The 231-nt window shown below is 62.8% G+C and carries 1 protein-coding gene; it reads left to right on the forward strand.

From position 1 onward, the window contains the following. Positions 1-231: S49 family peptidase (locus ACQG3P_RS25075; protein WP_426806554.1), on the forward strand; the 231-nt coding region annotated here is incomplete at both ends.

Raw genomic sequence — 231 nt, forward strand, 5'->3', positions numbered from 1 at the left:
TTTTGCCTCGATGCGTGATGTAGCCGCGTCGCTGCAGGAACTGCGCGCGTCGGGCAAGGACATCGTTGCCTACTGCGACAACATGAGCCAGTGGCATTACCTGCTGGCCGCGCAGGCCAAGGAGATCTACCTCGACCCGATGGGTGGGGTCGTGCTGGAAGGCCTCGGACGTTACCGCCAGTACTTCCGCACCGGCCTGCAGTACAAGCTGGGCGTCGACGTGCACCTGTA

It is taken from the genome of Stenotrophomonas sp. SrG, assembly GCF_050031795.1.
Classification (GTDB): Bacteria; Pseudomonadota; Gammaproteobacteria; order Xanthomonadales; family Xanthomonadaceae; genus Stenotrophomonas; species Stenotrophomonas rhizophila_A.